Raw genomic sequence first — 22697 nt, forward strand, 5'->3', positions numbered from 1 at the left:
TCCCAGGTTCTGTTTTATCCGCCTCTAGATGCTTTCCGCCTGATCAACTTCAGGGCGTTCAATAGAAGCTTTAAGCCGAAACCTTGTCCGCAGAAAAAACGGAAACTGGGGATAAAGGCGGATAAACCCTTTCATCTTTGCTTTTGCCTGATCCGCTTTGATCATCTTTTTCCGCCTGTACTGCGTTCAAATCCCAGGTTCTGTTTTATCCGCCTCTAGATGCTTTCCGTCTATTATCAAAGGATCTACGTCTAACCTGCGGCTGCGGACCAAAGTTCAGCAGTAGACCAACCTCAATTTCCGTTGCTCTGAGATAATTGAACAACTGCGATTCATGCTCCGGGGCAAGTTGTTTTACGGCCTTGACTTCTACAATGACTTTCCCCTCGACGAGAATGTCGGCAAAATAGTCACCAACCGGATTTTCTCCGTAATAGACCGTAATCGGCCATTGAGCGGTTGCTGTAATCTGTCTCTTTGCCAGCTCCAACAGGAGTGCATTCTCATACACCTTTTCCAGAAAGCCGAATCCAAGCGTGTTGTAGACAGTGTAGAAACAGCAGATAATGGCATCAGTCAATTCCCGATGCTTGTAGATGTCTTCGTCATTACACCCCCTGTCCGTCATGGCCCCCCGCCCCCCTATTCTGCCCTATTCTGCCCTATTCTGCCCTGTTCTGCCCTATTCTGCCCAATAGCAAAATGCCTGCGTGTCGGACCCACACATTTCACTTGCCGATTCCCGAGGAGTTCCGGGACGGAGTTCCGGGGACGCCATACTTATTCACCGATAATGATTGGCATGGCGTCTCCGAAATTCCCCGAATGCTCCGTTCGTTACATCAATCCAAGAGACGTCTTGCTGAACACCTTGGCGTAGTAATCGCTATCAGACTTGATAAACACAATGATGCTGTTCGGGGTATTGAATACTTGTTTCGGCTCGGCAACGATATCGATGGACATTGTTGTGAAGAGGGTGTCCTGCTTGATGACCAGTAGCTTCTTGATATTGTCGCTATTCAGCATGTAGAGGTTGCCGAGATCATCGTCGGATACCAAGTCGATGAAAGTATGGCCGAGATTACCGGCATAGGTGATATCGTCAGCGGCTGCAGGCGATGAGATGAACATGTTGCCGGACCCGGTGGCAATACGAGTGTCGCTATTCATTACCCGAATCGGAGCTCCGAAACCGTAGTCACCGTGGTAACGGGAATCGCCAATGCTATCGATCGTCCCTGTCGACGCGTTGATTGCCAGATGATGCATGTCCGCCGGCGACAGCCCGCTGTCAAGGGCATAGGCCATGCCGGTGGCCTGATTGAAGGTGAAATTGCTGAGCGGATACCAATAGCTCTTGCTGGTGACGATTTGTCCGTTTTCCAGGTTGATGGTCTCATAGGTATTCGATGGCCCCCAGCCGGTTCCATTGCCGACCAGCACAAACTTGGAAGAAACGGGTACCAGTGCATTGATGGAGATCAGAGAATCAGCCAGCAACGTGAGGCTTTCGTCGGCTATGTTCAGCCGATAGATCTTGCCGGTGGAATACCCCAGCAAAAGGGAGCCGCCGGCCGTCTCGACTGCCAACGCCTGCGGCGAAGCCTGCAGCGGGATGTCCTTTTCGCGCACCAGCGTATCGGCGTAAACAGCCAGCACTCCGGCGCTGCTGTCGAAAATGTAAAACTTCTTATTCACCTTGTCCTGCAGGATCGTGCTGACAAACTGACGGATCTTGGAATAACCGGGGAGTTTGTTGAAGCCGACGGACAGGCTGACGCTGCCTGTCGTCGCGGGATCGACTACGGCACTGGCCGGATCGAAGAGAATTTCCGCGGCGACTTGGGCACCGGCAACGACATTGACGTCGACAGAACCGGTATAGATAAGCGCCTGGCCATTGTAAGCATTGGCCGTTACGCGCCAGTACCCCTTTGCCAGGCCTGTAACTGTGCCGGATGCCACATTGTTTGCTACACTCAGATCCGTTACAATATCCGTATAACCGTCTCGAGACAGAGTGGCGCTCACTGCAGTAATCGTATTGGTGCTAGTCGTCATGGTACTAAATGCGATTTTGGCTGCAGAGCTGGCGTTATGTTGCAGCGTTGCAAGGTCGATTTGCAGACTTACGGTTCCGGTTGCATTGTTAGCTGTTGACGCCCCTGTCCCACAACCAGCCATGATTCCCAAGGCAAACATAAGCAGCAGATAGACTGAAATCTTTTTCATACGCCCTCCTCCTCTTCCTATTATTTGATTAAAACGGCCTGTCCAGCAACTTTCCCGCTGCTGCCTGCCTAGGAGCCTGTCGGACTTAGGAATGAATCTACTGCGAGAACGGAAAATCGGTCCATATTCCCGTAAATTTTCGACAAATAGGTCCACTATTCGCTCTCAAATTTCCGAAAATCTGTCCTCGATTTGCCATTCTCTCGTTACGATTCCCTAAGTCCGACTGGCTCCTAGAGACTGCCGATATTTCAGAACCGGAACGAGACCCCAAAAAGCACATTGTGCATCGAAAGCGACGCGGTTACCTTCTTGGCAATGTTGTCACTATTTCCAATTGCAGCATTAAAAAGGTATGTCGTTGTATCCTGAAGGACGTTGACCCTGTAATATGCATAGCGGTATTCACTAAATAAGGCGATATGCTTTGAGAGTTGCAAAGCAATCCCGGCCGGAACTTGAAAACCAGCGTTAATTCCCCAGCTGTTGATTTTATCAGTTGGCGGGCCATTGTCGGCAGAGGCATAGGTGTACAAAGATATACTGGGGCCGATACCGATGTAGGGTTGCAACATCCCTTGGGGAATGTTTTCGTCACTTAGAAGTGGAAGCCGAAACATAACCATGGGGGTCAGCGGCGCGAGATCGAATCTGGCGGTAGCTCCCTTTGCGTGCATGGAAGAAAAGTCGCCTCCCACACCAAGCCAGCGTTGTTTTGTGAACCAGTAGCCTCCTCTTACACCGTATGTGACGTCTCTTTCAAAACCAACTTTTTTGCTGGTAGAGGCAACATTGCTGTTTATCGTCACGGTCGCATTATCAGTAAAAGATGGCCCGGCGTATAAATCAATAAAGCCTTCGGCAAAAGACGGTATCGCAGACATTACGAGCAGTGATAAAACGACGCCAATGATTCCAATTTTCATAATTTCCCACCTATAGCAATGACATCAATATTATTTAGACCAACGAATAAGCCCAGCCGCGCGGCGCCGGCGGGAGCACCTTGTTGGGAAATCTGCGCGCCCTCTCGCACGGACTAGGTAGAACCCCTGAGTGCCGCTGCCAGAGTCGCTGGTTCCGCCACACTCACCATGAGTTGTCGCAAGCGGACGGGAAATCCCATGACGTACCCGCGCTGGGTCGGCGTCAGGTCGATGGTCAGGATTCCCTGTCCCGATCCGTTCACCAGCCATCGACCTGCGAATCCATGCACCCCACGACTCAGCGGGCGCCCATGCGTTTCTGCGGCTAAGGCGACAGCTGCTCTCGGAAAGCAAGCTCGAAATGCCCAGCCCATTCGCACTCGGATCTCCTCGCTGTTCACCTCCACATAGGAGCTCGAAGGGCGCAGAAACAAGGCACTCGACAGAATTCCGTACCATGGGTCAAACTGAATGGGAAATCGCTGTGGGCTCAATGGTCTCCTCCCGATAAATGACCGCATGTTTGGCGGCAGCAGGAGCCATTCTATAACCACATTGCATGCCAAAGCGGAAGGCAGATTGAAATTATTCAATAAACTATCAATAACCAGCTGAATATAAACAATACTTTTAAATTTGGCGTTCCGGAGGTTCGGGGGTGAGGGTTTTGGGTAGGGGAGATTCCTTGCCGCACTTATTGTAAAAAATTTTTACACATCGGCGTAGAAGCCCATGGGACAAGGGTTTACATTCTTGTAAAAAATTTTTACACATACCTGTAAACCCTTGTCTGGCGAGGGTTTAGACTTATTGTAAAAAAATTTTACACTTGGAAGCAGTAATGTCACCCTCCCCCAACCCCTCCCATCAAGGGAGGGGAGCGGAGCTTTAAAGTCCCCTCGCCCCATGCGGACCCAAATTGCGGGCCTAAAGGACTTGGTAATTATCAATATACCACGTAGGGGCGACAGCACGGCTTCATCGTGCTTCGCCCTTGTTCGCAACGCCAACAAAGACGGGCGAAGCAGATAAGGCGTTTGCTTCGCCCCTACGATCAAAAACGGTATATCATGAAATTCTATGTCCCTAAAGGAGAGGGCTAGGTTGATGGGGGTTTTACCCTGGGAATGAAGATCTGCTCCGGATCGAGCACCTCGTGGATGAAATGGAGCTCTTCCCGGGTCGGAGGCAGGGTTTCGCCGCTTACACGCGCGATGTCGAGATCGAACCGGCACATCTCCCGGATCTCCTGCGGCGTCTTCCCCGGATGACAGGTATCCAGGTAGATACGGCCGCTCTCGTCGTCAAAGCGGAACACCCCTGCAGTGCTGATGACCGCCGACGGCCCGCCCCGGTAGGCTGCGCCGTACAGCTCCCGCCGGTGGACGAACTCGCCACCCGGCCATTTTTTCACCCGCCAGCCGGGGCTGGTGATGTAACTGACCCTTTCGGTGAAGCGCCGCTTCTCGTGGACCATGATGAAAACGGTCCGTCCGGCGAAGGAGTTGATGTCCGGGTTGCCGCCGCTGCCGGTCAGGCGCAGCTCCGGTTCCAGATAGTCGCCGATGACCGTGGTGTTCACGTTGCCATACTCGTCCACCTCCGCCCCGCCGAGGAAACCCAGGTCCACGTAGCCCCGCTGGGCAATGCTGAAGGCGTCGTAAAGACCGGAGGCGCGGGAAGCCCCCATTTCGCAACGGGCGTCACCCACTGAGGTGGGGATCTCCGGCGGACGGCCGTCCAGGGTGCCGGCCTCGAAAATCAGCTTCAGGTTCGGCGCATGGGTCTTCTGAGCCAGCATGATCGCCACCATGGGGAGACCGGTGCCGGCGAAGACAATCTCGTTGTCCTGCACTTCGCGGGAGGCCGCGCAGCAGAGCAGGTCGGCCAGCCCGTATTCTTCGGGATTCGCATAATCCTTGTTCATGTCATTGCCCCCTTTTCACGCCGGTACTGTAGTTGAGCGCGGTGTTGGCCTTGAGTGAAAGCATCCGCGGCCACCCCAGCTTCTCCAGATAGCCCATATGGTCGAGGCCGAAGATCCACTCCCTGGCAAAGTCGTCAAAGCCTTCCTGGGTGCGGGTCCGTCCGTAGAAATCCTTGAGAAAACCGCCATCCACGTCGTAGCGTCCGAACATCCCCGTCGGGTGGGCGCCGAATGGACACTCCAGGATGTAATCCACTTCGAAGCCGGGGATGGTATTCCGGTCGCTTTCCCGGCGCAGGTACTCTTCAGGCACGATCTCCTCGGCCATGACGATGGTGATATCGGCCGCCCGGGCCGCCTCGGGATCGGAGTAGTACTGGCCCGAGACCCGCACCGTCCCCTCCTCCCCCACCTGCTGGACGCACATGACCGCCACATCAACCTTGGCCGCCGGGATCAGCACCTGTGCGCCGGCGTCGAAGAACGGGTCTTCGGTGAACTGATACTTGTGCCTGGCTATCCGCTTGCCGTCCCTTAAGCCTGCCCGGCCTAGCATGTCGTACTCCGGGTTGTGGATGTCAGTGCCGAGCGAGGTCTGGGTTACGGCAAAAGGCGCCCCGGAGGCAGCAGCGGCAAAGCGGAACAGCATCTCCGCATGGCTATAGTCCTCGACTATGATCTCCCTGTTCCCCACCTTGCGCGACAGGTTGGCGCCGTACTTGCCGTACAGCTCGTGCCCCACCCAGCATGATTCCCAGATATCCACGCAACCGGCCCCCACCAGGAACTCGGTCTGCGGACCGCCGTTCACCTCGATGAGGTGGAGCCCCTTTCGCCCCTGCCGGATCAGTTCAAAGACAACGGCAAACGGCCGCCGCCAGATGGTGAAGCCGGAAAAGGTGAGACTGGAGCCGTCCCTGATGATCTCGGCGGCTTGCTGCAGGGTAATGCGCTTGTTGTTGCCCATGCGTTCCTCCTTCTTGGTTGATAAAGCCTTTGCCAGACACAGGGACACAGCTAGAAACAACAACCTTGAACCGCAAAGGACCCAAAGGACCCAAAGGGCCTAAAGGACCTAAAACGCGAAGAGCGCGAAGAAAACAAATCATATAGATTTTTGGCTCTTAAACCCAAAAAAGGTTTCGGATATTCTTCGCCTCCTTTGCGCCTTTGCGGTAAAAAAGATTATCCGTTTTTGCCTTTCTCCACGCCTGCGCCTCTGTGTTGGATTTTGTCTTTAAATCAAGTTCTTCAAAATCTCCCGGGAGATGATCAACCGCTGGATCTCGTTGGTCCCCTCGTAGATGGAGGTGATCCGGGCATCGCGGGCATAACGCTCCACCGGGAAGTCTTTCGTGTAGCCGTAGCCGCCGAGCATCTGCACCGCCTTGTAGCAGGCCTTGTTGGCCGCCTCGGTGGCGTACATCTTGGCCATGGAGGCCTCCTTGGCAAAAGATTTTCCCGTTTCCTTGCGGAACGCCGCATTCATCAGCAGCAACCGGGCCGCCTCCAGTTCGGTGTAGGCATCGGCGATCATCCATTGGATCGCCTGGAAGTCGCTGATTTTCTGACCGAACTGGCTCCGCTCCGTGGCATACCTGGTGGCAAAGTCCATGGCCGCCAATCCTAGCCCGAGGCCGAGGGAACCGATGCCGATCCGGCCGCCGGCCAGCTCGCCGACGGCGATACGGAAGCCGTCGTTCAGTTTCCCCATCAGGGCGTTTTTCGGGATACGGCAGTTGTCGAAGATCAACTCGTTGGTGGCAGAGGCGTGCTGCCCCATCTTCTCCTCCTGCTTGCCGATGATGAGCCCCGGCACACCCTGCTCGACGAGGAAGCAGCTGATCCCCTTCCCCTTCGGCGCCGACCTGTCGGTGACGGCCCAGACAACGAACACCCCGGCGTAGGGGGCGCTGGTGATGAATATCTTGGAGCCGTTCAGCAACCACCCGTCCCCATCCTGCACCGCCGTGGTGGTCATGCCGGCCGGGTCGGAGCCGGCGCCGGTCTCGGTCAGGGCAAAACTTCCCGCCGCAAATTCGCCGGAACAGATCCGCGGGATGCAGGCCTGTTTCTGCTCCTCGGAGCCGACCGCCTGGATCACCTCGCAGATCATGTTGTTGACCGATACGGTCACCGCCGTGGAGGCGCAGGCGCGGGCGATCTCGGTCATGGCCACGCTGAAGGCCACGGTCCCGGCCGCGGCGCCGCAATACTCCTCCTTCACGTTCAATCCCATGAAACCCAGCTCGGCCAATTTTCGCAGGTTATTGAGAAATGCCGGCCGGTCGCCCTCCCGGTCGAGCCTTGCTGCAACCGGCTCCAGCTCCGCCCGGGCAAAGTCCCGCGCCGTCTCCTGGATCAGTTTTTGCTCTTCGGTAAGTTCCAGATACATGCCCCCTCCTTATTCAGAATTGCATTCAAAATGACAGTTATTGATTTCGTAGGGGCGTACCCTTGTGGTCGCCCGTCTTTGACTTTGGGCGGCGTTTCCAACAGGGCGGGCACAAGACCCGCCCCTACCTATTAATGACATCTTGATTGCAAATTGGAATTACCTCTCGATCCCGAACCGCGCCTGCACGCCGTTCTGGAAATAATGTTTCACCTGAACCTGTCCATGAAGCGGCGTCATCTGGCGCACTTCGCCGTCAGGGCCGGCACGAACTGCATCACATCCGCCACCACCAGCACGTCCGCCACTTCACCGATGGGGGCATCCTTGTCCTTGTTGATGGCGACGACAAAGTCCGATTTCTTCATCCCTGCCAGGTGCTGGATGGCACCGGAGATGCCGCATGCCACGTACAGTTTCGGGCTGACGCTCTGGCCGGTGGTCCCAACCTGGTGGCTGTGCTCCACCCAGCCCGCATCCACCACCGGGCGGCTCGCCCCCAGTTCCCCCCCGAGCGCCTTGGCCAGGGCGGCAATAACCGCCACGTTGTCTTTCTTCCCCACCCCGCGGCCGGCGCTGACGATCACCTCGGCCTTGGCCAGGTCCACGTCCTTCTTTTCCGCCGCCTCGTAACCGACGAACTCCACACCGGATGCAGCTTCTGCAAGGCTCAGCTGCTCCAGTTGCGGCGTCCCGTGGGGCTCACCGGCAAAGCTGAAGGCGCCGGCCTGGATCGTGAGGACCGCCCGGGCCGTTTTCGGCACTACCGACCTTCGCATCTTGGCGTTGCAGCAGGTGACCTCGAACTTGCCGTCGACAATGCCGACAATTTCCGAGACCTGGCCTGCCCTGAGAGCCGCGGCCACCCGCGGCGCCAGATCCCAGCCGTAAGAGGAATGGACGAAGACGATGTAATCGGGGTTCTCCCTGGCCACCGCCTCCAGCACGATCTGCTTGTGCAGATCAGGGTTATATTCGCCATATTTGCCGGCATCGGCCAGGTATACCTTGCCGTCGAACCGGGGGGCTGCCGCCTCGCTGCCGATCAGCACCATGGCCTTGTCCGCGCCGAGCCGGTCGGCAAATGCCAAAAGTTCGTAGGTGGAGTCGAGCAGTTTTCCTTCCCGGTATTCACAGATGAGCAACGCTTTCATATATACCTCCTTACTCCGGACCAGCCGGAAGTACTGTTTAAAATCAATGAACCGCTAAGTCGCAAAGAATTCAAAGGATAGATCAATAAACCCAAAAACGGCAGTTAGCCACGAATGACACGAATAAACACGAATGTTTTTAACCCCATGTTAAGTCTTGAGTAGTCAACAATCTTGTGAGATTCTTCTTCATCACAAGAGCTTGTATATTCGTGCAAATTCGTGCAAATTCGTGGTTAAAATGCTTTTTATAGGATAAAGGCTGTCTCTTCTGTTTTTATCAGCGCAATACGGCGGTCTTTTCTTTCAATATCCCGATCAGCCGGTCGGCCAGGTCGCCGACATCCCCTTCCAGGACGATGCCTCCTCCCTTCTTTGCCGGCGGGTACATCCGTTCGGTGGTGACAAGCCCCTCTTCCTTGAGCAGATCCGCAACCGGCAGGGCGAGGATCTCCTTCTTCTTCGCTTTCATGATGTTGGGGAGGGTCGGATAACGGGGGATATTCAGGCCCAGCTGACAGGTAACGAGCGCCGGCAGCCTGAGCTTCACCACACCCTTGGTCCCACCCTCCAGCTCCCTCTTCGCCGTGACCACGCCGTTATCGAAGGCAAAGCCGACCAGGGTGGTGGCGCAGGCATAGCCGAGCAGTTCGGCCACGGTCACCCCCACCTGGGCCGAGCCACGGTCCTGGGACTGCATGCCGGTGAAGATCAGGTCGAAACCCTGGTCTTTGGCATATGCGGCGATGATGGACGCCATCTGCCAGGGATCTTTCCGGTAGTGGTGGTTGTCCCGGACATGAACACCCCGGTCGCACCCCATGGCCAGCGCCTTCTTGAGCGCTTCAACAACCCGGTCGGGGCCGATGGAGAGGACGGTAATCACGGGCTCGCCCCCCAGCTGCTCCTTGAGCCGCACCGCCTGCTCCACCGCATATTCGTCGTATTCGTTCATGCGATAGGCAAGATCGGCCTCGTCGTACCAGACCCCTTCAGAATTGATCTTGAACCGTGATTCCATATCCGGAACCTGTTTTATGCAGACTAGTATGTTCATATGAACCTCCGATTCGTAGGGGCGGGGTCTCCCCGCCCACTCCCCGCCCACTCCCCGCCCACTCCCCGCCCACTCCCCGCCCACTCCCCGCCCACTCCCCGCCCAGCAACCCCGCCCGGGGCACGGCAACCGTGCCCCTACAGTATGATTCTTTCGGCAACGACCTCCGCCAGATCCCGCACCTTAAGCTCCCCTTCGCAGTCGCCGGTCTTGATGCCATCCTCGAACATGGTCAGACAGAAGGGGCAGTTGGAGATCAGAAGCGGTGCCCCGGTCTCTTGAGCCATCCGCACACGCGTGACGTTGATCCGGCTCCCCAGCTTCTCCTCGGCCAGGATCCGGCCACCGCCGGCGCCGCAGCAAAAGCTCTCGTAGCCGGACTTCTTCATCTCGGTGATCCTTCCGCCGGCAGCGTGGAGGACGTTGCGCGGCTCCCGGGTGATGTCCTTGTATCTCCCCAGGTAGCAGGAGTCGTGGTAGGTATAGTCGAACTGATGCGGCTCCATGGGCAGTGCCCCCTTGTTGATGAGGCTCTCGATGAAGACGGTGTAGTGTTCGACCGCCACGTCCAGCCCCAGGTCCCTGTAATCCCGCCCCAGGGTATTGAGACAGTGGGGGCAGGTGGTAACGATCTTCTTTACCTCGTAGGCCTTGATCAGCTCGATGTTCTCGCCGGCGGTCATCTGGTAGAGATATTCGTTACCGAGCTTTCTCAGCGGCTCGCCGCAGCATTTCTCCTCTTTGCCGAGGATTCCCACCCTGACACCGGCGGCGTTGCAAATCTTGATGAAGCTCCTCGCCACCTCCTGGTTGCGCTTGTCGAAGGAGGCGTAGCAGCCGACGAAGTAAAGGATGTCCACGTCGGCGCCGTCGGCCATCACCTGCACATCGAGGCCAGCGGTCCAGTCGCCGCGGCCGGCATAGGCCATGCCGAAGGGGTTGCCGTTCACCTCGATGTTGTTGACGGCCACCATCACCTCTTCGCCGGGAAATTCCCCCTGCATCAGCACCAGGTTCCGCCTCATATCCAGGATCTTGTTCACGTGCTCCACATTGGCCGGGCAGATTTCCTGGCAGGATCGGCAGGTGGTGCATGACCAGAGGGCATCCTGGCTGACGGTCTCGATCAGGTTGGCCCCGGAGTTGCCAAAGGCTACTTCCCCGATCTGCTGCACCACCTTCATCGGCGACAACGGCTTGTCGGTGGTCCAGGCCGGGCAGCGGTCCTGGCACCGTTTGCAGCTGGTGCAGGCATCGGCGTCGAAAATATCCTTCCAGGAGAGGTCGGCGACCTTGTCCACCCCGAAATGCTCGGCCCCTTCTTCCTCCAGGTTGATGGTGGCGATGACCCCTTTTTCCCGCAGGTCGGTGAGGAGATAGTTGGCCGGGGTGGTGAAGAGGTGCCGGAATTTGCTGAACGGGATGGTGACGATGAACCCCATTACAAGGAAGAAATGGACCCACCACCACAACTTGTGCAGCTGCTTTAGTGACTGATCGTCGAGGCCGGCAAACTGGTTGGCAACGAAGAGGCCGATGGGTGAGAAGCGGGCGAGTTCAGGGTTGTTCTTCAGCTCTGTGGCGGCGATCCGCACCCCTTCGGCAAAGAAGCCGGTGAGGAGGATGGCGGTCAGAAGGATATGCATCAGGTAGTCGTCTCTGGTGGTCTTGAGCCCTTCCGGCCTGACCAGGAAGCGGCGCAGGGAAAGGCCGAAGAGCATGAGCAGGGCGACGAAACCGGCCAGGTCGAGGAGCAGCGAGTAGAGCTTGTAGAAGCTCCCCTTGAGGATCACCACATTGAAGAGCGGCTGGGAGAAATCGGCCTGGGCCATGACCAGGAGCGTACCGATGAAGAGAATGACAAAGCCCCAGAAAAAGAGCGCGTGGGGGACCCCGGGCCCCGACACGCGCAGAACCCTGATCTGGCCGAAGAGATTCTTCACCAGCAGCACGATGCGCTCGGAAAGGTTATCGAGACGATTGAGCTCTTTACCCTGCCGATAGACCTCCACCCGTTTATAGAACCCATAGGCGCAGGCAGCAACGGCAATGGCGGTGAACAGATACATGGGGAGGATCACCCCGTACCCCACATTCCAATAGATTTCCCTGGTTGCTTCCATAACTGCCTCTCGATTTTACTTCCCCCTTTGCAAAAGGGGGATTGAGGGGGATTTTCATCAGTTGCCAAATCCCCCCCGGCCCCCCTTTCTCAAAGGGGGGAGAAATTCATCGTTACGCCAGCAGCATTTTCGAGATGACTACTCTCTGCACCTCATTAGTCCCCTCGTAGATCTCGGTAATCTTGGCGTCGCGGTACATCCGCTCCACCTCGTAATCAACGATGAAACCGTAGCCGCCGTGGATCTGGATCGCTTCCTTGGTGACATAGGTGGCTGCCTCCGAGGCAAGCATCTTGCACATGGCCGACTCCATGGTGTAGCTTTTCTTGGCATCCTTGAGGCAGGCGGCCTTGTAGGTCATCAGCTTGCTCGTCTCGATCCGGGCCCACATGTCGGCCAGCTTGAACTGGATCGCCTGCAGATCGCAGATGGGAGCGCCGAACTGCTTCCGCTCCTTGGAGTAGGCCAGGGCCCGCTCGAAGGCCCCTTCGGCAATGCCGAGCGCCTGGGAGGCAATGCCGATCCGGCCACCGTTCAGGGTGTCCATGGCGATCTTGAACCCCTGCCCTTCCTGCCCCAAAAGGTTCTCCGCCGGAATCCGCACGTTATCCAGGGCAAAGGCGGTGGTGTAACTGCCGCGGATGCCCAGCTTCTTCTCGTTCTTGAGAATTTCGACCCCCGGCGACTGAAGGTCGATGATGAAGGCCGAGACCCCCTTATGCTTGAGACTCTTGTCATGGGTAGCGAAGAGGACGCCGGTGCCTTTGTACCCCCCATTGGTGATGAATATCTTGGAGCCGTTGATGACGAAATCGTTCCCATCCCGCTTGTAGGTGGTGGATATGGCGCCGGCGTCGCTCCCCGCGTCCGGCTCGGTCAGGAGGAAACAGCCGATGATCTCCCCCGTATTCAGCGCCGGGAGCCACTTCTGCTTCTGCTCTTCGGTGCCGAAGGTGTAGATCGGGCCGCAGGCCAGGGAGGTGTGGGCCGAAATCAGGACGCCGCTGGAACCGCAGGCCTTGGAGACCTCCTCGACGACGATGGCGTAGGAAAGCATGTCCAGCCCGGCCCCGCCGTACTCATCGGGGAGATAACTGCCGAGGAACCCCATCTCCCCCATCTTCTTCACCAGCTCGTCGGGGATCATGTGTTCCTCGTCGATCTGCATGGCAATCGGCTTGATCTCCTTCTCAACGAAATCGCGAACAGCGTCCTGCAGCACTTTGTGGTCCTGGCTCAACTCGAAATCCATGGTACACCCCCGTATTTTTGTAGGGGCGGACGGCGTCCGCCCATTGCGCATGCCCTTCATTGGGCGCATGCCATGCGCCCCTACGTTCCGTTGTCGTTATTTCCCCTTGAACACCGCTTTCCGCTTCTCCACGAACGCCCCCATCCCCTCTTTCTGGTCCTCGGTGGCAAACAGCACGCCGAACAGGGAACTCTCGTAGCGGAAGCCGTCCTCTTTGACCATGTTCAGGCCGTTGACGATGGCATTCTTGGCGTAACCGACCCCGAGAAGGCCATTTTTGGCGATCTCCCGGGCCAGGTCCATCACCTTGCCGGCAAGTTCCGCCCGGGGGAAGACCTCGTTGACGATCCCCCACGCCAGGGCCTTCTGGGCCGGGATCATCCGGCCGCTGAAGACCAGCTCTCTGGCCTTGTTGGGGCCGATGAGCCGGGAGAGGTTCTGGGTGCCGCCGAAGCCGGGAATGATGCCGAGGGTGACCTCGGGGAAGCCGACCCGGGCATTCTCCGAAGCGTAGATGATGTCGCAGGCCAGGGCCAGCTCCAGCCCGCCGCCAAGGGCATAGCCGTTCACCGCGGCGATGACCGGTTTGGTCATCTTTTCGATGAAGAGCATCACCCGCTGCCCCTGAAGGGCGAACCGGTGCCCCTCGTAAGCCGTCATTGCCGCCATCTCCTTGATGTCGGCTCCGGCAACGAAGGCCTTCTCCCCGGCGCCGGTGATGATCACCACCTGAGCCTCGGAATCGTGCTCAATCTCGTAGAGAGTGCACTCCAGCTCTCCGAGCACTTGGCTGTTAAGGGCATTGAGGCTCTCCGGCCGGTTGACCGTGACCAGGGCGATGCCGTCGGTTATTTCGAAGAGGATATTTTTTGTTTCCATTGTCGATCTCCTGAAATCGTTTTTGCCGGTTAATTTATGCAAAAAACATCGGATGGCCCTAAATGATCCCCCCTCCCTTCGATGGGAGGGGGCTAGGGGGAGGGTGAAAATAAATATCGAAGAATCACTGTTTTGCACCCCCACCCCATCCCTCCCCCATCGAAGGGGGAGGGGGAATTTGCAACTGCGAAAGTTGATATTTAATAGCTATAAAACCCTCTACCCGATTTTTTCCCCAGATAGCCGGCATTGACCATCTTCACCAACAACGGGCAGGGGCGATATTTGGGGTCCTTGAAACCGTCATGGAGCACATTGCAGATGGCAAGCACCGTGTCCAGGCCGATGAAGTCCGCCAGGGTGAGCGGTCCCATCGGCTGGTTGGTGCCGAGTTTCATCCCCTTGTCGATGTCCTCGGCCGACGCGATCCCCTCGTAGAGGGCGAAGACCGCCTCGTTGATCATCGGAATCAGTATCCGGTTGACGATGAAGCCGGGATAATCCTGGGAAACAGCCATCTCTTTCCCCAGCTTGTCGACCAGGGAACTGATGGCCTGGAAGGTCTCTTCGCTGGTGGCGAGCCCCCGAATCACCTCGACCAGTTGCATGACCGGCACCGGATTCATGAAGTGCATGCCGACCACCTTGTCGGGCCGCCTGGTAACGGAGGCGATCCTGGTAATGGATATGGAAGAAGTATTGGAAGCCAGGATGGCATCCTTGCCCACGATCTCGTCCAGCTTGCGGAACAGGTCGAACTTGAGCGCCTCATTCTCGCTCACCGCCTCCACCACCAGGTCGCAGACTGAAAAGTCGTTCAAATCATTGGTCACGGCGATCCGTCCCATGATCCCCTGGATGCTGGTCTCGAAGATAACCCCCTTCTTCGCCTGCCGCTCCAGGTTCTGTGCGATGGATTTCAGCGCCTTTTCCAACTGCGCCCCGGAAATGTCGTAAATCAGAACCTGGTAGGCATGCTGGGCAAAGACATGCGCTATCCCGCTCCCCATCTGGCCTGCGCCTATAACACCGACTACCTTGAACATATTTTACCCTCCTTACCTCTGAACAGTATTCATCTCGTTAGTTCACCCTCCCCCACCCCCTCCCATCAAGGGAGGGGAGCTTTTAAATCCCCTCGCCCCTTGTGGGAGAGGGCTAGGGTGAGGGGGAAGTTAAACCCTTTCGAATATGACCGCCACCGCCTCTCCGCCGCCGATGCAGAGGGTGGCCAGACCGTAGCGTGACTGCCGCCTGTGCAGTTCGCGAATGACCGTGGCCGCAAGCCTGGCGCCGCTGGCGCCGATGGGGTGGCCGATGGCGCAGGCGCCGCCGTTGACGTTGACTTTCGCCGGGTCGAGACCCAGTTGCTTTATGGCAATCATGGTCACCGCGGCAAACGCCTCGTTGATCTCGAACAGGTCGATGTCGGCAACCTTGAGCCCGGCCCTGGCGCAGGCCGCCTGGATCGCCCCCACCGGGGCGTCGGTGTACAGTTCGGGATGCATGCTGTAGGTGGCATAGGCGACCAGCCGCGCCCGCGGCTTCAGGTTGTGTTTTTTCAGGGCGCCTTCGTCGGCCAGAAGCGTCACGGCCGCGCCGTCGCTGATGCTGGAAGCGTTGCCGGCGGTGATGGCGCCGTCTTTTTTGAATGCCGGCCGCAGCTGGGTGAGCTTGGCGAAGTCCACCTTGAACGGGTCCTCGTCGTCCGCCACAACCTCATCCCCCTTCTTGCCGTTTTTCACCACCGGGACGATCTCGTCCTTGAACACACCGCCCTTCACCGCCTCCTGGGCCAGTCGGTACGAACGGACCGCGAACTCATCCTGCTCCTCCCGGGAAAAACCATGCTTCGCCACGGCCGCCTCGGCGATATCGCCCATATGCTTCCCCGAGTACGGGTCCTGCAAGCCGTCATAAATCATCAGGTCCAGAAGCTCGCCGTGCCCCATCCGGTAGCCGTAGCGGGCCTTCTTCAGGATGAAGGGGGTGAGCGACATATTTTCCATGCCGCCAGCCACAACCAGGTTCGAATCGCCGAGCATGATGGAACCGGCGCCGAGCATGATCGACTTGAGGCCGCTGCCGCAGACCTTGTTGATGGTCATGGCGTGAACGCCGTCAGGGATTCCCGCCAGCCGCATTGCCTGGCGTGCCGGCGCTTGGCCCGCCCCGCCGGATAATACCTGACCAAGGATTACTTCGCTGACTGCCGCCGGGTCAAGACCGGTCCGTTCCAGCGCGGCACCGATGACCGTTGCCGCCAGCTTCGGCGCTTCCACGTCCGACAGCACGCCGCCAAAAGAACCGAATGGAGTTCTCAGGGATTCAACCACAAACACGTCTTTCATCGCCAACCTCCACAAGCCGAAATTTGATTCAAGTATAAGAGCAGTTTACGTGCATGTCAATCAAATTTAAAACATGTTTCTACAATATGATAAATTTTTCTTTGCTACGCGCACAACCCCCTTGCCTACAGGCGCTTTACTGAAAGTAAAAATGTTTGTATTGTATTTGCTTTCCAAACCCACGCACGTCTCGCGATAATTTGACGTAAAGGGAATGCACGTACAAACGACTTCCATCACCAGTGCAATACTACCAGAAAATACGAAAGGGGCATGTTGCCCGTCACACCTGACCGGACAACATGCCCCTTCGAAAACTCCCTTTTACTTTTTTTCAATCGTGCGCTGCCTGCCAGGTTTTAGGAAAAAAATGGGGAAATTTTTTAATGCTGTGGAGGCAGGAGTCTTGGATCATGTTTAGACGTTAAAAGAATTTGCAAGTTATTTACGAACTTTAGGTTGACAAATAATCACAATATGGTTTACAAATAATATATAAAATGTTTACAATAATTTAAACGAGGTCGATCATGGATATAAAAGATTTCATTTTGGAAGCCATTTACCAAAATAAAACAGGGCACCTTTCGCAGACAATAGCCGAAAAATTCAATATCACCCGGCAAGCAGCACAAAAACATATCAAACAACTTGTCGATGCTGGCATTCTTATTATGACTGGTTCTACAAAATCAGCAAAATATGAGTTTGTCAAAATTGTAAGTGAGCAGAAACGTTTTGATTTATCTCCAGGAATAACTGAAGATTTTCCATGGCGTACATTTGTCAGGCCGCTGCTGGACAATTTGCCGGGAAATATTATATCAATTTGTCAGTATGGTTTTACCGAGATGTTTAATAATGCCATTGACCATTCCGGAGGTAGTAGCGTTCTGGTGTCTGTTGAGAGAACAGCATACAATATAGAGTTAGTGGTAAGTGATGACGGTATTGGCATTTTCCGTAAAATAACTAATGATTTCAAGCTTGATGATGAATTACATGCAATACTCGAACTTTCGAAAGGGAAATTAACCTCAGACCCTTCTCGTCACAGTGGAGAAGGTATCTTTTTTACCAGCAGGATGTTTGACCGCTATAACATAATATCTGGGAAACTACATTTTTCGCATACATTAACAAATACAGATTGGTTGCATGAAGGGAACAACCCGCACACAGGGACAGGCGTTATTATGGATATAAGAATTTCTAGTGAACGAACAACACGGGCGATTTTCAACGAATTTGCAACTGTTGACCATCCCGGTTTTTATAAAACCATTGTTCCGGTATACCTAGCCCAGTACGGGGATGAGAATATGATTTCCCGTTCTCAGGCAAAACGAGTTCTGGCGCGTGTGGAGAAGTTTAGAGAGGTTGTCCTTGATTTTGAAAGGGTAAAAGAAATCGGGCAAGCTTTTGCCGATGAAATTTTCAGAGTTTTTAGACTGGCAAATCCTCACGTACATCTTATTCCAGTTAATGCAAATGAGTCCGTTCAATGGATGATTGACCGCGCCATCGCTTCCAGTGATGCGGAAGTTAATCAACTTAGTGTTAAAGATTGATTCAACGCATTCCAAACCGAGACACTTCCTATTTTTTAAAGGAGGTGAGTTGGAAAATACGAAAGGGGCATGCTGCCCGTCACACTTGACCGGACAACATGCCCCTTCGAAAACTGCCTTTTGCTTTTTTTCAATCGTTCGCTGCCTGGCGGCAGAAATGGAGAAGCAGCGGTACGCCGCCGGCTCCTACGTATTGAACTGTGTAACCAATCCCTTCAGTTCTTCCGATAGCTCGGAAAGCTGGGCCGCAGCAAGACTGACCTCCTGCGAGCTCTTGGCACTCATTTGCACCACATCGGAGATAGACTGGATGTTATTGGTAATCTCACGGGTTGTTGCGGTTTGCTCCTCGGCTGCCGTTGCAATCTGATTTATCTGCATCGTCACGCCGCTTATCTGAATGAGGATTTCTTCCAGCGCTTCGCCTGACTTGGCAGCCTCTGTCGTGCCCACTTCAACCTCCTTGACCCCCTCCTCCATCGCCTTGACAGCCAGCTTGGTTTCGGACTGAATGTTCTTGATCATTTCGCCGATTTCCCGGGTAGCCTTGGTGGTCCGCTCTGCAAGGGCACGCACCTCGTCGGCGACAACGGCAAAGCCCCTACCCTGCTCGCCGGCCCTGGCCGCCTCTATGGCCGCGTTAAGCGCCAGGAGATTGGTCTGGTCGGCTATATCTTCAATGGTGCCGACAATTTCACCGATCTGTTCCGAGCGGTTGCCGAGCAGTTCGACCACCTTTGCCGAATCCCTGACCTTTACTGCGATTTGATTCATGCCATTCACCGTCAACTTGACGATTTCAGCTCCCTTCTGCGCTGCGTTGCTGGCCTGCTCGGAGCTTGTCACCGCCATGTGGCAATTGTTGGCAATCTCGGAACTGGTGGCAGCCATCTCCTCGCTGGCTGTCGATACGCTTCCGGCCTGACTCACCACATCGCCGGAGTTTTCCGCTGTCTGCCTGGCGTTTGCCTGGAGTTCGGCAGAGGCTGCAGAAACCTCCATGGAACTGCGATTTACCCGTTCCATGATTATGCGGAGATTTTCGACCATCCGCTTCATGGCGCCGTAAATGCCGCATTCCGCATCATCCAGAGATACCGTCAAATCCCCTCTCGACACCCTTTCGGCGATGTCTTCAAGCAGCATCGGCTCGGTGCCGATATGCTGCAGCAGCCTTTTTGTCAAAAAGATCGATATTACAGAAATGCCGATCAAAATTACGAATGTCGCGCCGAGAATCTGATAAACACCCTTTTTCAGGGCGCGCAGATTTTCTTCGGCAGCTTTTGCCACGATCGCTTCGATGTCATCCACATAATTGCCGGTACCGATAACCCAGCCGAACGGGGCAAAAAGCCGGGAATAGCTCCTCTTGGGAAACGGCGTAGGACCATCTTTTTTCGGGTACCAGTAGTCGGTAAAGCCGCCATCCTGCTGCATGCCGTTCTTGATTATTTCCTGGATGAGGTATTTCCCCTTTGCATCCTGAAGATTGAAGCGATTGGTCCCCTCGATCGGCTTGCCGAGCATGACGACGTTCACCCCTTCGGTGGTGTCGGCCCATATATAGCCGTCCTGGCCGTATTTGATGTTTCGCAACAGGTCAGCGCCCTGTTTTTTGGCTTCATCAAGGGTAATTTCCCCCTTCTGGCTCCGCTCAAAGACCCGTTGCAGCATGCTTAGAGAAATCTCGACTTCGCTCCTGGCAAGCCGATCGAAGTCCGCATAGAGGGATTTCTTGTACGAACCTATAAAATTGTTATACGTCGTAAAATATTCCTTCAGGAATAATGCGCTTACGACCAGCGCCAGGACGATACTGCTCGCTAACACCATCAACAGGACCTTGGTACGGAAACTTAACTGTTTTTTTACCATTGCTATACCCCCCGGTTTAAAACTGTCAGTAGTATAATTATCGGCTGACCCCGCCGAGACTTAAGGAATTTTAAAACGTATTTTTATTATTTTTCAAACATGCCGTAGTGTTAATTAATAAATTTTTGCATGCTGCAAGATTACTCTAAATAAACCGCGTTTCGTTACGACCGATTACCTGTGAAAAAACAGTATGTTATAAAACTATCCATGCCACTTCAGTATACTATTGAATTTTAAATATGATGGTGGATTTGAGTAAGAAGAAGAACGATCTGTGTTGATCAGGCAAGCTGCCGGGCAACACGTAAAACAAGAAATTTTATTGTAAAATTTTTTAACAATTTATTATTGCCCGTTCCTTGACAAGAGTGAAAGTTCGGCTTTAATTCTAAACAACCGACATATAAATCCCGACAAAGCCAACCCCTTCGTGAGGGGGGGAACGGAAAGCCACGGGCCTCCGGAATGGAGACAGCCGAGCCGCCAAAGGAATGAAAACCTTTTTGCGCACTCGGTTTTTTTTATTTCGTAGAGAAGTCAAACTGCCGAGGAAACGTTCAACAGCAAGTTATTAAAGGAGTTCGCACATGAAATTCATTTTTCCCTGTGTCGCTTCGTTCATGCTTACTGTCGTTATCACGCCGCTGGTCATCCGCTTTGCGAAGGCTTGCAAGTGCCTGGATGTACCGGGCGGGCGGCGGGCGCACAAAAAGGTAACCCCACGATGGGGGGGAGTGGCGTTCTTTGTCGGAGTGCTGCCATTTATGTTCATGGAAAACGAAAGCGGCGCCCTGACATCCTTCATCGTCGCTTCGTGCTTTCTGGTCGGCATGGGGATCATAGACGACCTTAAATCGCTTGGATGGAAAACGAAATTTGCCGGTATGGCGATAGCTGCAACGATAGTCATATTTGGCGGGAATATCGCTGTGCATCACATCGGGACCTACGGTTCCCTGGGCAGGCTGGACCTGGGGCGGCTCAGTATCCCCTTTACCTACCTAAGCATCATCGGCATAACAAACGCCATCAACCTTCTCGACGGTCTTAACGGCCTTGCCGGCGGTGTATCGCTGCTGGGGTTTCTGTTTATGGGGATTGCCGCTGTCATCGCGGGCAATATCGTGGTTGCATTGGTCTGCTTCGCCTTCGTGGGAGCACTGGGCGCGTTTCTCCTTTATAACTTTCCCAACGCCAGGATCTTCATGGGGGACTCGGGAAGCACCTTTCTGGGCTTCTCCCTTTCCATCATGGCCGTATTCCTGACCCAGGATGCGAACTCGTCCGTGGATTCGATGTTCCCGGTACTCGTGCTTCTCATTCCCATATTCGATACTCTCCGGGTGCTTTTCGTGAGGCTCCTGAACGGAAAAAATCCGTTCCAGGCAGACAACCTTCACCTGCATTACCTGATCGTAGAAAACCTTTCACCTATGAAGGTGGCGCTTCTGTTCTGGTCATTGACGGCAGTGTTCGGCAGTATTGCTCTCACCCTTACCGGCAAGACGTCGGTGTCATACCTTGCCGTAGTGCTGTATGCCTCTTTGCTCTTGAGCCTGTTCGCCATAAGCCTTACACAGAGGCGGCCTCAGGAAAAAGGCCGTCTCAAGACGCTGCGGCCGGCCGGTATGAGCGCGGATTCGTCCGTCCTCATGCCGTATGACGATGCCGGCCCGGACTTTGCCCGAAAAGGAGAGATGATGATGACACTCAAATGGCTGGTGGTCCTGGGAATTGTGCTGCTGACCGCTCAGGTGAGCGCCGGGGAGCCGCAGGACCTCAAAACCCAGAAGGACAAGGTAAATTACGCCATCGGCGTCAACATGATCAACAGCTTGAAGATGCAAGGTGTCGAGATCGACCTGGACCTCGTGATAAAGGGAATGAGGGACGCGCACTCGGGCGGAAAGCTCCTCCTGCCCGATGACGAGCTCCGCAAATCCATAGGCGTGTATCAGACTGCGGCCCGGCAGAAGCAGGCAATGGTCAGGGTGATCGCGGCGGATGAGAACAAGAAGGCGGGCGAGGCGTTCCTGGCTGCGAATGCGCAGAAGGAAGGGGTGGTGACCCTGCCGAGCGGGTTGCAGTACAAGACCCTCAAGGCTGGTGACGGCATGAAACCGACGGATGCGGACACGGTGGAGGTCAACTACCGGGGGGCTCTCATCAACGGGACCGAGTTTGACAGTACCGAACCAGGGAAACCCGCGGCCTTGAAGGTTGCCCAACTCATCGCCGGCTGGAAGGAGGCGATGAAGCTCATGCCGGTGGGCTCGAAGTGGCAGATCTTCATTCCTTCCCGGCTCGCTTACGGTGAGCGGGGATCGGGAAAACAAATCGGGCCGAACGCAACGCTCGTTTTTGAAGTGGAGCTCCTCGCCATCAAGTGATTCGGGGCTGAACCTGCGGCCGCGGTCTTGACTGTTTTCCGGGGGGAGAGGGAGGTAGGGAAATCATGGGAAGAATTGTGTTGGTGGCGATGGTGTTATTGCCTCGCATGGTCTTCGCCGCTACCGACTGCCGGGTTGTCGAATATCCGGACCATTACGAGGCTGTGTGTGTAGGAAGTGAAAAATACGGACCTGTGCAGGCGAAAACGGCCGTGCAGGAAAAGGCACCTCCGCAGGCACAGACACCCGTGCAGGCCCAGGAAGCAGCGCAGGCACAGACAGCTGCGAAAGCCCCATCACCTGCCGTGCAAGCGCTCATTGCTTATAGAGAGCGCTTGCCGAATAAATCACTCAGGGATGCCGCAAAAGCATCGAGAATGAGGCTGATACAGGAGGAACGGCAGAAGCAGCTTGATAAACCGGCCAAGGTTGATCCCCCCATGCCCGACATGATGCCGGATTCAAACCCTGCGATCGGATCATTCGGCACGATGGACAGTGAAAGCGGCAATTGAACGCGGATAAATGCAGATTTAAGTCAAAACCGAAAATCACC

General features: G+C 55.3%; 19 protein-coding genes and 1 riboswitch. Of the genes, 3 read left to right on the forward strand and 16 right to left on the reverse strand.

Annotated elements, in window-relative coordinates; all coding sequences use genetic code 11:
• Positions 1 to 24: 24 nt before the first annotated feature.
• The 15 genes from GURA_RS24390 to GURA_RS15490 all read right to left on the reverse strand — a co-directional run bounded on the left by GURA_RS24390 (position 25) and on the right by GURA_RS15490 (position 16299).
• Positions 25 to 165: a hypothetical protein gene (locus GURA_RS24390; protein WP_157046222.1), complete on the reverse strand. Its 141-nt coding sequence runs from the start codon at positions 163 to 165 to the stop codon at positions 25 to 27.
• A 40-nt stretch (positions 166 to 205) separates the two neighbouring features.
• Positions 206 to 628 carry a GxxExxY protein gene (locus GURA_RS15425; protein WP_011939869.1) on the reverse strand — a complete coding sequence of 141 codons (423 nt, stop codon included), beginning with the start codon at positions 626 to 628 and terminating at the stop codon, positions 206 to 208.
• A gap of 209 nt (positions 629 to 837) precedes the next feature.
• Positions 838 to 2235, reverse strand: a complete 1398-nt coding sequence (locus tag GURA_RS15430) for a hypothetical protein (protein ID WP_011939870.1) — start codon at positions 2233 to 2235, stop codon at positions 838 to 840.
• A gap of 251 nt (positions 2236 to 2486) precedes the next feature.
• Positions 2487 to 3161 carry an outer membrane protein gene (locus tag GURA_RS15435; protein WP_011939871.1) on the reverse strand — a complete coding sequence of 225 codons (675 nt, stop codon included), beginning with the start codon at positions 3159 to 3161 and terminating at the stop codon, positions 2487 to 2489.
• Positions 3162 to 3274: 113 nt separating this feature from the next.
• Positions 3275 to 3451 (reverse strand): hypothetical protein, encoded by a 177-nt coding sequence (locus GURA_RS24700; protein WP_198134478.1) that lies wholly within the window; start codon positions 3449 to 3451, stop codon positions 3275 to 3277.
• Positions 3452 to 4260: 809 nt separating this feature from the next.
• On the reverse strand, positions 4261 to 5088 hold the full coding sequence (locus tag GURA_RS15445) for a CoA-transferase subunit beta (protein ID WP_011939873.1): 828 nt from the start codon (positions 5086 to 5088) through the stop codon (positions 4261 to 4263).
• 1 nt (position 5089) lies between these two features.
• Positions 5090 to 6055: a CoA transferase subunit A gene (locus GURA_RS15450; protein ID WP_011939874.1), complete on the reverse strand. Its 966-nt coding sequence runs from the start codon at positions 6053 to 6055 to the stop codon at positions 5090 to 5092.
• Positions 6056 to 6325: 270 nt separating this feature from the next.
• Positions 6326 to 7483, reverse strand: coding sequence for an acyl-CoA dehydrogenase family protein (locus tag GURA_RS15455; RefSeq protein WP_011939875.1), 1158 nt, complete (start codon positions 7481 to 7483; stop codon positions 6326 to 6328).
• A gap of 236 nt (positions 7484 to 7719) precedes the next feature.
• Entirely contained in the window at positions 7720 to 8637 is a 918-nt protein-coding gene (locus GURA_RS15460) for an electron transfer flavoprotein subunit alpha/FixB family protein (RefSeq protein WP_011939876.1), read from the reverse strand.
• 280 nt (positions 8638 to 8917) lie between these two features.
• Complete coding sequence (locus GURA_RS15465; RefSeq protein WP_041245492.1) at positions 8918 to 9694, reverse strand: electron transfer flavoprotein subunit beta/FixA family protein; 777 nt, start codon at positions 9692 to 9694, stop codon at positions 8918 to 8920.
• A 137-nt stretch (positions 9695 to 9831) separates the two neighbouring features.
• The gene (locus GURA_RS15470; RefSeq protein WP_011939878.1) at positions 9832 to 11817 is read right to left on the reverse strand and encodes a heterodisulfide reductase-related iron-sulfur binding cluster; all 1986 of its coding nucleotides are present in this window, start codon (positions 11815 to 11817) and stop codon (positions 9832 to 9834) included.
• 112 nt (positions 11818 to 11929) lie between these two features.
• The gene (locus GURA_RS15475) at positions 11930 to 13069 is read right to left on the reverse strand and encodes an acyl-CoA dehydrogenase (RefSeq protein ID WP_041245493.1); all 1140 of its coding nucleotides are present in this window, start codon (positions 13067 to 13069) and stop codon (positions 11930 to 11932) included.
• A gap of 96 nt (positions 13070 to 13165) precedes the next feature.
• Complete coding sequence (locus tag GURA_RS15480) at positions 13166 to 13948, reverse strand: enoyl-CoA hydratase/isomerase family protein (protein WP_011939880.1); 783 nt, start codon at positions 13946 to 13948, stop codon at positions 13166 to 13168.
• 200 nt (positions 13949 to 14148) lie between these two features.
• The gene (locus GURA_RS15485; RefSeq protein ID WP_011939881.1) at positions 14149 to 14994 is read right to left on the reverse strand and encodes a 3-hydroxybutyryl-CoA dehydrogenase; all 846 of its coding nucleotides are present in this window, start codon (positions 14992 to 14994) and stop codon (positions 14149 to 14151) included.
• 129 nt (positions 14995 to 15123) lie between these two features.
• Positions 15124 to 16299, reverse strand: coding sequence for a thiolase family protein (locus tag GURA_RS15490; protein ID WP_011939882.1), 1176 nt, complete (start codon positions 16297 to 16299; stop codon positions 15124 to 15126).
• A gap of 530 nt (positions 16300 to 16829) precedes the next feature.
• On the opposite strand from GURA_RS15490, the gene GURA_RS15495 reads away from it, so the two are divergent.
• Positions 16830 to 17870 carry an STAS-like domain-containing protein gene (locus GURA_RS15495; RefSeq protein WP_011939883.1) on the forward strand — a complete coding sequence of 347 codons (1041 nt, stop codon included), beginning with the start codon at positions 16830 to 16832 and terminating at the stop codon, positions 17868 to 17870.
• Positions 17871 to 18056: 186 nt separating this feature from the next.
• On the opposite strand, the gene GURA_RS15500 is transcribed toward GURA_RS15495, so the two are convergent.
• A complete protein-coding gene (locus GURA_RS15500; protein WP_011939884.1) occupies positions 18057 to 19748 on the reverse strand; it encodes a methyl-accepting chemotaxis protein in 1692 nt (563 codons plus the stop codon).
• 411 nt (positions 19749 to 20159) lie between these two features.
• Positions 20160 to 20239, forward strand: a riboswitch (cyclic di-GMP riboswitch).
• Positions 20240 to 20338: 99 nt separating this feature from the next.
• Here GURA_RS15500 and GURA_RS22970 point away from each other — a divergent pair.
• Positions 20339 to 22141, forward strand: coding sequence for an FKBP-type peptidyl-prolyl cis-trans isomerase (locus GURA_RS22970; RefSeq protein WP_011939885.1), 1803 nt, complete (start codon positions 20339 to 20341; stop codon positions 22139 to 22141).
• 65 nt (positions 22142 to 22206) lie between these two features.
• Positions 22207 to 22656: a hypothetical protein gene (locus tag GURA_RS15510; RefSeq protein WP_011939886.1), complete on the forward strand. Its 450-nt coding sequence runs from the start codon at positions 22207 to 22209 to the stop codon at positions 22654 to 22656.
• The last annotated feature ends 41 nt before the right edge of the window (positions 22657 to 22697 follow it).

It is taken from the genome of Geotalea uraniireducens Rf4 (assembly GCF_000016745.1).
Classification (GTDB): domain Bacteria; phylum Desulfobacterota; class Desulfuromonadia; order Geobacterales; family Geobacteraceae; genus Geotalea; species Geotalea uraniireducens.

Bases quoted from the DNA above. Each gene is read 5' to 3' on its own strand.
- GURA_RS15455 (WP_011939875.1), bottom strand. From the start codon at position 7,483: ATGTATCTGGAACTTACCGAAGAGCAAAAACTGATCCAGGAGACGGCG.
- GURA_RS15490 (WP_011939882.1), bottom strand. From the start codon at position 16,299: ATGAAAGACGTGTTTGTGGTTGAATCCCTGAGAACTCCATTCGGTTCT.
- GURA_RS15495 (WP_011939883.1), top strand. From the start codon at position 16,830: ATGGATATAAAAGATTTCATTTTGGAAGCCATTTACCAAAATAAAACA.
- GURA_RS15480 (WP_011939880.1), bottom strand. From the start codon at position 13,948: ATGGAAACAAAAAATATCCTCTTCGAAATAACCGACGGCATCGCCCTG.
- GURA_RS15475 (WP_041245493.1), bottom strand. From the start codon at position 13,069: ATGGATTTCGAGTTGAGCCAGGACCACAAAGTGCTGCAGGACGCTGTT.
- GURA_RS22970 (WP_011939885.1), top strand. From the start codon at position 20,339: ATGAAATTCATTTTTCCCTGTGTCGCTTCGTTCATGCTTACTGTCGTT.
- GURA_RS15485 (WP_011939881.1), bottom strand. From the start codon at position 14,994: ATGTTCAAGGTAGTCGGTGTTATAGGCGCAGGCCAGATGGGGAGCGGG.
- GURA_RS15460 (WP_011939876.1), bottom strand. From the start codon at position 8,637: ATGAAAGCGTTGCTCATCTGTGAATACCGGGAAGGAAAACTGCTCGAC.
- GURA_RS15430 (WP_011939870.1), bottom strand. From the start codon at position 2,235: ATGAAAAAGATTTCAGTCTATCTGCTGCTTATGTTTGCCTTGGGAATC.
- GURA_RS24390 (WP_157046222.1), bottom strand. From the start codon at position 165: ATGATCAAAGCGGATCAGGCAAAAGCAAAGATGAAAGGGTTTATCCGC.
- GURA_RS15425 (WP_011939869.1), bottom strand. From the start codon at position 628: ATGACGGACAGGGGGTGTAATGACGAAGACATCTACAAGCATCGGGAA.
- GURA_RS15465 (WP_041245492.1), bottom strand. From the start codon at position 9,694: ATGAACATACTAGTCTGCATAAAACAGGTTCCGGATATGGAATCACGG.
- GURA_RS15435 (WP_011939871.1), bottom strand. From the start codon at position 3,161: ATGAAAATTGGAATCATTGGCGTCGTTTTATCACTGCTCGTAATGTCT.
- GURA_RS15500 (WP_011939884.1), bottom strand. From the start codon at position 19,748: ATGGTAAAAAAACAGTTAAGTTTCCGTACCAAGGTCCTGTTGATGGTG.
- GURA_RS15445 (WP_011939873.1), bottom strand. From the start codon at position 5,088: ATGAACAAGGATTATGCGAATCCCGAAGAATACGGGCTGGCCGACCTG.
- GURA_RS15450 (WP_011939874.1), bottom strand. From the start codon at position 6,055: ATGGGCAACAACAAGCGCATTACCCTGCAGCAAGCCGCCGAGATCATC.
- GURA_RS15470 (WP_011939878.1), bottom strand. From the start codon at position 11,817: ATGGAAGCAACCAGGGAAATCTATTGGAATGTGGGGTACGGGGTGATC.
- GURA_RS15510 (WP_011939886.1), top strand. From the start codon at position 22,207: ATGGGAAGAATTGTGTTGGTGGCGATGGTGTTATTGCCTCGCATGGTC.